This window comes from Paraglaciecola sp. (genome assembly GCF_039964565.1).
In the GTDB taxonomy this organism is placed as follows: domain Bacteria; phylum Pseudomonadota; class Gammaproteobacteria; order Enterobacterales; family Alteromonadaceae; genus Paraglaciecola.
In genome coordinates this window covers 329,440-340,275 of record NZ_JBDVXF010000044.1, presented here as the reverse complement: position 1 = coordinate 340,275, position 10,836 = coordinate 329,440, and the positions used below count along the sequence as shown (strand labels likewise).

The window sequence follows — 10,836 nt, the reverse complement described above, 5'->3', positions numbered from 1 at the left end:
ATATGACTGTATAAGACAATATAAGGTATATTGTCTTATACATAAGTATCGGCTTTAAGGATATTTGAAAGGCTTTGTAGAATTTAAAAAGCCTGAATTTTAGTTTTTAAGTCGACGAACACTAACTAGGCCAAAAATCGCTAATGCAAAAATAGCAAGCGTTGCTGGCTCGGATACACTAACGCGTTTGAATACATAGTTAACGTAATCACCCGCGAAAAAAACACGGTCATCTACCCAAGCGGATCGGTCAGTTTGACCATTAGCAAATACACCTTGAGTATAAAAACCATCACCATTTCCATCTGCTACTATGTCTTCACTAAACATACTAATAGCAACTCCAGCCCCATCATACCAAGCCATATGATTTACTAGTTGATCACCGGTTGAAACCAAATCAAAATCAAAATCAATATCAAATGCTGCGATAGCGATATCTGCCAAAGGTAGATTCGTTACTCCAGATGCAACTGCGGCTTCTAAACCATTGTACGCTGCAGGACTATCAGAAGGCCAAGAAGGGCCATCAATCATGTCATAACTACCTACGTACTCCCAGATTAAATTTTCAGAGTCTAAATAATTTTCACCCACAATCAAACCTGCGTTAGCTTGACCAAACGCCCCTATTGACATGACAACTGCAAAAATCACTTTTAAGAATTTACTACTCATAACATTCTCCAATTATTAACATCGCTTCGTGATGCGACTAACCTTGCGGTTTAACAAGGATTTGACCGAAATAGTGGTCTTACTAAAAGTTGGCTTACTGGTTATTTTACATACTTATCGAATTTTAATCACAATACAACAGATAAATCACTGGTAATGTATAACTGTACAAAACATCTTACCGTATTGGATACTATACATTAGTATAAAACCTAAAATTGAATATTGATTAGCTTCAATTTAATTCATCGTTAAATTACAACCTGTTGTGTTATTACCAAGTCAAATAGATAATAACGAAGCCAGCTTAGATGAAACAAAGCAACATGCATGCCATCATTAAAAATCATTTTAAATCATAATGTTACATAACAATAACAATTTAACTTATCTGAACTTGTTAAAAATACTGACATAATTTCACCTTCAAGACCGCGCGATCAACTCATGTACTTCTTTTAATGAAGGCAACCTAAAAGTTTCTTGATAAAACAATCGATTGAGTCTACCCAACAAGTTAACAGCACGACTGGGATCATGAGATTTACGCCTAGAATCGCTTGAGTCTTGTAAAAACTCCCAAGGTTTTAGATTCCAATCAAGTATCTGCTGATTTGATATTTGTTGTTCCGCGATACAACTCAATATACGTTCGGTTTTGCTTTCTTGGATATTAATCGCAACATTGTGATAGGTGTTATTTAGCGGCGCACTAACGGCCTCAATTGCGTGATCAATGCCACGCCAAATTTCATCATGACTAGGGTGTTCACCTTTTGGCGCATAATAACCCATCACTTCCCATTCTATCTCAGCATTATGCTTGGCTATGGAACTGTCAACTAAGGGAGAAAATGAAAGATCCGGCCGAGCACCTATATTATATGCATCAACCGACAAGCCTATATTGATGGCAATATCACCAATAGCTTTTTTACTTAAATAGATGGCTTCGAATGCTGCGCGTTTTACCCCCATCCAACCATAAACGACTGGAGGTAAACTAGCGAATTGGCGCACTTCATCAGGTAAGTCTTCACCATACTTTTCGATAAATAACGGGGTAGGATCTAATTGCACATTTTCATCTGGCACCCAAACTTCATATTCTTGCCTGTTGTCGCCTTTACCACGACTTTTAATGCCATAAGAGAGATTGCGTGGTCTGCAGATACTTCTGTCTTCATTATCTCTATGAAAAAACTCTGAACGAAAACGTTTAATGAAAGGTGCATCTAAATTCGCTATAGCTGCGGTAGGGTAGCGAAATCCAATATCGCTATTATTCACTATATAAAACCCAGGAATTTCTCGCTGCAACACATTCTTAACCCCTGCAAAGGATTGATAGTTTTGTACTATCAAACTTCTTTCAGGCTCAATGGTTAGTCTGCGTCCATCAGCTGTGATGAATTTTGGAGTCTTGTGATACACATAGTCGTTGAGGCCAAGACTTTGCGCATAAGAATTTCGCGCCATAGCCAGCTCGCTAAAAAGCGCGTTGTGATCTCGAATATGTCTAAAAAGTGGCCTGTGCTTAACCATTAATGTCTACTAATTTGTCTAGTGTTATCAATTACTAATTATTTATATGAGGTTGCACAATAAATTACAAGCATTGTAACCACTTAGCGTCACAAAAAGAAAAGTCGGGATGTACCCGACTTCGATAGTAAACACCTAAAACTACGATGCTTTTATATGAAATTTACCGACATCAGCTTCTACTACTTGTACCTTAGTACCAGACACTAAATGTTCAGTGGCTATTAGTTTCCAGTCAATACCAGAATACCGGTAAATAGGCGTTAATTCAGGCGCCACATCTTCAACCAATACAAAACTGTGGCCCACCAGATCACCTTTGGCTTTGGTGTTATCTACCTGGGTTTGCATGCTCTTTAATGGTTTCCATAACAACACTGCTAATAATGCTGTCAAAATACCAGTGCTTAGCATGGCCGCCAACATAGTGTCAGGGACGATACCGAGATATAGTAAAGCGGCGGTAATCACCGCTGCACAACCAACAAAAAACAGCACAAACGTGGAGAAACCTAACACTGCCACTTCGATCACCAACAAAAGAATGCCAAGGATGAGCAAACTTTCAGCTAAATTATTGAATGCCCAATCCATACGCTAACCCTTGTTTAACTGATTGATGATAGTCATGGCCTGTGCAACCACGCCAGATGCTTCGGTAGCGTTATCTGGTAACAACACAACTGAAGATTCTTTCGCTATGGCCTGCTTTGCCTCAATTGCTTTAGTTGCTAAGTCAAGCTGTATGGCTTTTTGTCCTTCTTCGGTTGCCGCAGCTTCACCCACTTGGCGCAATGCTTCTGCCTGAGCGGTTGCTACAGCCACTATCGCTTTCGCCTCACCTTCAGCAAGCAATACTTGTTCTTCTTTGTCGGCTTCTGCGGCCAACACTACCGACGCTTTTTGACCTTCAGCGCGGTTTATCGCCGCTTGTCTGTCACCTTCGGATTCTAAAATTTGCGCCCGTTTCACCCTTTCGGCCTTCATTTGCGCTTCCATGGCTTCCATCACAGATTGTGGCGGCACGATATCTTTGATCTCATAACGGAGTACTTGGATACCCCAAGGACCTGCGGCATCATTGATTGATGTCACAATATTAGTGTTAAGCATATCCCTTTCTTCAAAGGTTTTATCAAGTTCCATTTTCCCCAGCTCAGAACGCATCGTTGTTTGTGCAAGTTGCGTCACCGCAAACACATAGTCGTCTACCCCGTAAGTGGCTTTATAGGGGTCAAGTACACGGAAATATAATACACCGTCGACATGCAGAGAAATATTGTCTTTAGTAATAGCGCTTTGTTCGGGCACATCAACAGCCTGCTCTTTCAAGGAGCGGTCAGCAGAAATTCGGTCGATAAAAGGTAAAATAAAATTAAGGCCGGCTTCTTTACTTGACTGGTATTTACCAAATCGTTCAATGACATAAGCGCGGTTTTGAGGAACAAATTTAATAGAGGTTTTAAGTAACACCACAACAAATACTAAGATCAATGTTTGTGCAGTAAAAATGTAATCGAGTAATACTTCCATAACAGACTTCCTTATTCGACACGGCTAAACTTGCCGCAAGTTAAGATATATGACCTATGGACACAATTATCAAGCTTTATCGGCGCCCTAGTTTAACCACGCGTAACTAAATTTCATAAATACTGAACGCTGATTTTTGGTCAAAGTTGTTAACACATCATCTTGGTAAGCGGAGTCTGAATAACCCACAAAAAACTTGGTGAGAGGATTGAGTTTATAGGAATACAAAAGCTGCGTGCCCAGTCCTTTGCTGATAGCGTCAACATCAAAGCTATAGTTTTGTTGATTACGTTCAATATCAGAATACACCAAAATTAATCGCAAAAATTGACGCTGGTCAAACTGGTAAGTAGCTCGAAAATCTGAAAGGTTTGCAGTAAATAGTTGCTGATTATCCACATCAAGATTTTGATAAGTATGACGAAGATTAAGCTGTAAACTTTTTCCTAAATTCCAATTGATGGTTGGACGCACCAATAATAGTTTACCCAATCTATTATTATCAAAATCGATCTGATCGCCGATTCGAGAAAATGTACTTAGATACCAAGTTGAGGTAGGGCGCATTTCAAAATAAAAACTCAACATTTTTTCAGTAAACAAGCTGGTGTTGTTAACAATACTCAGTTTGCTTGGATCGTCCCGCAAACCAACCCTATCGCGCTTTAACAATCCTATTTCAAAATAAGATTGCATTCGACCGTTCATACTCAGATAAGCTTCCGCTTCTTTTTCAAGAAACGCTCCATCATCATTATGGCTGATATCCCAATCACCCGAGAGTCGAATTTTGTTCCACCAAGTATTTTCACTAAACCAATTGTACCCGCCACCAATAACCGATTGATGACGATCCGCCAAAGAACCAAAACCTAAATCTGTACGAATGCCTGCTCCACGGCTATTTCGATATAAAGAAAAATCCCAATTGCGCTCATCATGATCATAACTAACGGTATAAGCTTTGCCACTAAAAGCCTCGCTATTATTCAAGCGCAGCGCGGTTTCTGAATAGTCCTGTGGCTGTTCACAGTTATCGTCACAAAATTCTTTATATAAATCTATTGGGTATTGGGTGTCAGTCCTCAATATTTGGGCACGAAAGGTGTCTTTGTCTGTCAATTGATATTTAGCGTCAATACCGTTTACGTAGTTGTAATAATCCTGTGCATCTCGCAGAGTGCTAGTCCAGCCTACTGACAAATTTTCAGATAAATCATAGCGATAACGCAGTGCGACATTGGTCGACTCTTCTTCAAAAGAAGCAATACTTGAACCTAAGTTACCCGGCACTAAAAAAGTGGTGGATTCGTCGTTAGCCACAAACACACCAAAAGTATGTTGGTCAATTCGACCGGTTACTTTGGCACCATAGTCTGGGGCGCCGACATTGCGGGTATAAACCAAATCATAATTACTTGAAAAATAGTCAGAATTCTCTAAGAAAAAGGTACGCTTTTCGTCAAAAAACAGTGCAAAGGTATCATTGATACTTAGTTGAGCAACATCAGCTTCGACTTGGGAAAAATCAGGATTAAGGGTTGCCTGTAAGGAAACTTCAGGAGTAATTCCCCATTTCAGGTCCAAACCCAACTCTTTATTGTCTGAATCTTCCCAGACCATACTATCTTCTGGCTCACGACTCTGCCCTTTACCCAAGACTAACGTTGGGATCAATGCTAAATTTTTACCTTGCTTAGCCTTTTTAAAGCCAGAAATCGCGCCCATCTGACACAAATCACATGAATTGTTTCTGTCCAGAGGCATATTTGAAATACGTAAACGATCTGTTCTCGGAAAAAAACGAACCAATTCAGCCCCCCAAACCTTGTGTTTGCTCCCCTCTTCAAAATTCAGAATACGCAACGGAATAGCAATTTCCACTTGGTATCCAGTCGCTACAATTTTACCCGCAGACTGCCAGATACCGTCCCAACTGTCGCTTTCACTACCAGTCATTTCGTTTTGAATTGAATCTGCTTGAATACCTAATGGGTTAACAAAAAACTGATATGCCAAGCGACTATCGTTAAACGTATCAAGCTTAATCCCAACTAAATCATCACTCCAGATCCCGTCTCTATCTCTATAAAACGCATTGATGTTTTCTACCTTTGGATCCTGCGCAATAAATGCCACAAAAAGAGTATGACCATTTTCAAACATTTTAACTTTAGTGGTTACCGGGGGACGGGTGTTTTCAAATGGGCTAGTTACGTAATTGAGTTCTAGTTCTTTTGCTTGTTGCCATTGTTCTTCGTCAAGCTCCCCATCAACTTTGATGTCTGCAGTTATGTTGGGAATGTCTAATAAAGCGAAATGAGGAGGCTTGGGCTTGTTTTGTTTAGCAAGCGCTACATTTACGCCGCCAATAAGCAGCAGCAGACAAATCAATAAGTTTGGCATTGACAATAGGTTCCAGTAACAGCTAGATATCCAAATTGGCGTTTTTGGACAAAAATTTGCAGAAGGGTAGTCTAATAACGCAACAAAATCTTCTTTATACGTTCAAATAACGAGTTACTTAGACGAGCTACATTTTATTCCTAGCTCCCGATACAATCTGAATCTGACGAAGCAGTAACAACCCGATTTCGACCAGCACGTTTCGCTTCATATAAGGCTTGGTCTGCAATTGCAAAGGTATGACTACTCGACCTTTCACAATGGAATTGTGCAACACCAATACTCACAGTCACAGGCCCCACTGTCGTAAAGTCATGCTGCTCTACTTTGTGTCTTATTCTTTCGGCTAAGGTTTCAGCGCTTGATAATTCAGTTCCATTGGCAATAACTAAAAATTCTTCACCTCCCCAACGGCCAAATGTATCTTGAGGGCGCAAGCTTTTCTGAATACATTCAGTGAGTTCCCGCAAAATATCGTCACCCACCAAGTGCCCATGAGTGTCATTAATGATCTTAAAATGATCCACATCTACCAATAACAACGACACCGCAGAGTAGCTCGTTACCACAGTATTTAGCTGATGTTGTAACATCCGTCTGTTACCTATTCCCAATAATCCGTCGATATTGGCGGCTTTCTCCATTTTTTGAGCATGTAAGTCTGATGCATCCTTGGTCATTTTAAGTTTGATCACACCAAACAAACAAAAAATACATACACCCTGTGATAAAGCGGCATTAAGCAATAAAGCTTGCAACACAGTATTTTTGAGCTCAAATACATCTGCATGAGCCAAATATAATAAAACCAACATTAAGCAATAAATGAATATCGCACTTATGATTGCCTGCTTATTGGACAAAAATAAAAACGAGACAAGATAAATAAGAGGTACCCACAACAAAGTGGAAGCCATAGTGTATATATTGCCGGTATTAGCCGCTTGCAAAAACGTGATGACTAGAAGAAAAAGAAGGTATGACGTTAGATAGATAAAAGTAGCAATACGAGCAATACGCGCTTTTTTAGCAAAAGTACTCAACCCAAAACATGCCGCTAAAGCCAAAATACTCGTTATATAACCATAACGATCGTAGTCAAAAATAACCTCTAGCGTTTCCTCAACGGCCCAAACAAAACAAACAGCAGCGATGACCACCAACAATACAAGATTGAAGATTTTATCACTGTTATCAACTAGCTTCTTCAGCTTATCTAAAACCAAGCGCTTACCTCTGTAGCTAGAAAAATTTGAGCTATAAAAGTTAGTTCAAATTAAACTCGCGAGTCATGTTTTCGTTTCTGTCACGATGCACTATTACATTGTCTTCAATTCGTATACCGCCAAAAGGACGCATTTTATCGACTATATTCCAATTGATGTATTTGGACTGTTCACTGCTTTTTAGATCGGCCAACAAACTATCAATAAAATATAATCCAGGTTCAATGGTAAAAACTTGTCTGGCCTCAATAGTACGAGTATTTCGCAAAAATGGATGAGCCTCAGGACTCGGCTTGGGTGTACCTCTGTCATCAGAAACATGGCCAGCTACGTCATGTACCTGTAAACCCAAGAAATGCCCTATGCCATGAGGGAAAAACGTATTAACTATTCCCGACTCAAAAACATCACTCGCAGCCAAATTCACAATACCGGCATCGCTTAGCAGCGCGGCGATTTGCTTAAACGCACTGCAATGAATCTGCACATAGGACACACCAGGTTTTAACTCGTCAACACATTGCAGGGTAATTTGATGCACCGATTCTATTAAATCTGCGAACATACCCGGCTCTCTAACATAAGTTCGGGTGATATCAGCCGCATAACCGTTAAAGTTGGCTCCTGCGTCAATTAAAAATGAACGTGAATCCGCAGGCACATCGGTAGCAACATTGGTGTAATGCAAAATCGACGCATTTTCATTGAGCGCAACGATATTGTTGTAAGGCACTTGATTGTCACCCTGCCTAACTGCGCAAAGGTAAGCTAGATTAATATCAAACTCACTCAAGCCCTGTTCAAATGCGATTTTAGCCGCGCGATGCCCATCAACTGCAATGCTATTGGCTTGTCGCATACAAATTAATTCGTAATCGGTTTTGTAAGCGCGTTGGTAATGTAGGTAATGCATTACCCTATCTGGATTCACTAAATCAAAACCTAATGCCTTAGCCACTTCTATGTATTCACCTATGTAAGCGTACTTAGTTTTATCAAAGGGTAAGTGTTTCTCTACTGCATCGGCTTGGGTTAACAAAACAATATCAAACTGCTGCGCCCAAAATTCATTGGGTTCATCTGGAACTTTGTGCCAAAAATCTTTAGGTCGATAGAACACTAACTTGGGTTTATCTACTCCATTAACTATCAACCAACAATTTGGGTTATCAATTACGGGCAGCCATGCCTTAAACTGAGGGTTCACTTTAAAAGGATAATTGTTGTCGTCTAAAAACAAACGTTTACTTTGTCCAGAGTGGATGATCAGTCCGTCAATACTCTCTCGCTGAATGGCTTCACGAGTGCGACTTTGTAACTCGAAAATATGTTGTGGATAGGTTTGTTCAATTTGGTTTAGAAGTGACATGCCAGATACTCATCAAATAATATAACGATAGAATAACATAAGCTTAAAAACTCTTGTGTTTGGATATCGCGCCAAAATATTGCTAACTCTTCGGCGCTATTTGCATAGTGGCAAGATCTTTAAACAAATTCTCGCTCCCTCCTAATTGTTGACGATATATTTGTTGGTAAGCTAAAACTGCTTTGACGTAGTTACGAGTTTCTTTATAGGGAATAGTTTCTATCCATAAGTCCAGAGGTACACTCTCTTTTTCTGGTAGCCACTGTTTCACCCTGCGCCAACCAGCATTATATGACGCAGTAGCTAGAATAGGATTATTGTCCATTTTATTCATCAGGTAACGCATATACTGGGTACCTAGTTCGACATTGATACCAGGATTAAACAAACTATTTCTATTGATTTTTTTCTTTGCCAAATAGTGAGCAGTTCCAGGCATCATTTGCATTAACCCTAGTGCCCCCGCATGCGAAGCAGCATCTGGCATAAAAGAACTTTCTCGTCTTACAATGGCGTATGCCCATGCAACATCGATATTGTTTTTCTTGGCATTACTTTGCAATTGACTATCGTATGCCATGGGAAAACGCCTGCTCAAATCATCTAAATAACCGGATTTAGAAAAACCAAAAATAGCTTGGTCGTGCCAATTTTGCTGGCTAGCCAACACCGCGGCTGTTGCTTTTTGCTGTTGGGTTAATTGGCTTTGCAAAAAAATCCATTCGCGTCTGGCACTAAGATTTCGACCCAGCTTTCTAAATTCAAAAGCTCTTTGCGCTGCCGGCATTGCCGCCATTTCATCTAAGTCTGCTTGGGCAACCAGCAAAGGATTGTCATTTAAGCTTGCCATTTCAGATAACTGTCCGCTTGCCAAAAAGCCATAGTAATGACGCTGTTTAGCAAGTGTTTTTAATCCTTTATCGGACAATTCTTTAGCTCCAACTTTTGCGTAAGCACGGGCTTGCCAATATTGAAACACATTCTCATAGGAAACATCTTTAGGGACAAAATCAATGACATCCAAGGCGTGCTGCCAGTTTCGTTTCCGTAAAACATGGGCTAAATGCCAACGCATTAATTCAGCATCAGGCTCAAAATCCATAGCCTTTTCTAACCAAACCTCAGCCTTTTCATGGTCTGCGAGGGCTAAAAAAATAGCAAAGCGATGCGTGATTTGTTTTAGTTGTGAATCTGAAAAAATAAACCTGCTAGAGAGTTTTTCCCAACTACGCAATGCTAAATCTCTGTTGCTGCTTATTAAACGCTTTAAGCCGTATACTTGTATCTCAGTTTCTTTTTCTGGAAATTTTCCCGGGAAATTTGATAGCCGAGAAACTTGGCTAGATGACCGTCGCACTTTTAACCACAGATCGGCTAAGTATTGTTGTTCTTTAGGCATTAAGGTTTTTAAGTAGGGGATAAGTGTGTGATTGCCGCCATCAGCAGCTAAAGACAACCGTTTCCATACTAGTTCCGGTGTGCGCTTACCGGCTTTGCTCCATTTTCTAAATAAGAGATCGCATTCCTTAGGCTGCGATTTACCCACCACCCAAAGCTCTTCAGCCAAATTAAATGCTTGAGTATCTATCGGATCTTGCTGCAACAGTATTTCCGCGTACTTGCAGGCTAGAGCGGCGTTGCCCATATATCGATAAAAATGCCTAAAGAGTTCTGGTTGCTGCTGTTTGCTCAAATACTGCAACCATTTTTTGCGCAGAGGCCTATCTAATGGCGTCGATTCATATTCGGACAAAAAACTCTGTATTTGATTTTTGTTCGCCATAAATGGAAATTTTTTTAAGGTTTTTAATTCAACATAAGGTTTAAGAGGATAACCGTCGAGTTGCTGCATTAATTTTTTAAATACACTGCTATTAGGATTGTGCGCTAACCTCTCAGCTTCAACAAAAAGCTTTCGTTGCTGCTCACGGTCAAGGGCAGGTGCGGCCAGTACAACTTGAGTTAACAAGATACTAGTAATTGCCAGATGAAGAAAATAACGAATAGTCACAAATTCCACTATATCAAAGAAACGCTAGATAAGATGATAGACCTGATACTAGCAAACTTGTTTACGGA

At 40.1% G+C, this 10,836-nt stretch carries 8 protein-coding genes; all 8 read right to left on the bottom strand.

All coding sequences use genetic code 11. The features are described from left to right. Positions 1-99: 99 nt before the first annotated feature. Positions 100-678, bottom strand: a complete 579-nt coding sequence (locus tag ABJK37_RS21200) for a PEP-CTERM sorting domain-containing protein (RefSeq protein WP_348357999.1) — start codon at positions 676-678, stop codon at positions 100-102. Between the two features lie 426 nt (positions 679-1,104). Then, positions 1,105-2,223, bottom strand: coding sequence for a hypothetical protein (locus ABJK37_RS21195; RefSeq protein WP_348357997.1), 1,119 nt, complete (start codon positions 2,221-2,223; stop codon positions 1,105-1,107). Positions 2,224-2,364: 141 nt separating this feature from the next. Continuing rightward, positions 2,365-2,817, bottom strand: a complete 453-nt coding sequence (locus ABJK37_RS21190) for an NfeD family protein (protein ID WP_348357995.1) — start codon at positions 2,815-2,817, stop codon at positions 2,365-2,367. A gap of 3 nt (positions 2,818-2,820) precedes the next feature. Beyond that, positions 2,821-3,756, bottom strand: coding sequence for a slipin family protein (locus ABJK37_RS21185; protein WP_348357993.1), 936 nt, complete (start codon positions 3,754-3,756; stop codon positions 2,821-2,823). Positions 3,757-3,843: 87 nt separating this feature from the next. Then, the gene (locus ABJK37_RS21180; protein ID WP_348357991.1) at positions 3,844-6,162 is read right to left on the bottom strand and encodes a DUF5916 domain-containing protein; all 2,319 of its coding nucleotides are present in this window, start codon (positions 6,160-6,162) and stop codon (positions 3,844-3,846) included. Positions 6,163-6,302: 140 nt separating this feature from the next. Beyond that, positions 6,303-7,388 (bottom strand): diguanylate cyclase, encoded by a 1,086-nt coding sequence (locus ABJK37_RS21175; RefSeq protein ID WP_348357989.1) that lies wholly within the window; start codon positions 7,386-7,388, stop codon positions 6,303-6,305. 40 nt (positions 7,389-7,428) lie between these two features. Beyond that, positions 7,429-8,757, bottom strand: coding sequence for a Xaa-Pro dipeptidase (gene pepQ / locus ABJK37_RS21170; RefSeq protein WP_348357987.1), 1,329 nt, complete (start codon positions 8,755-8,757; stop codon positions 7,429-7,431). Positions 8,758-8,839: 82 nt separating this feature from the next. Then, a complete protein-coding gene (locus ABJK37_RS21165) occupies positions 8,840-10,768 on the bottom strand; it encodes a transglycosylase SLT domain-containing protein (protein WP_348357985.1) in 1,929 nt (642 codons plus the stop codon). Between the last annotated feature and the right edge of the window lie 68 nt (positions 10,769-10,836).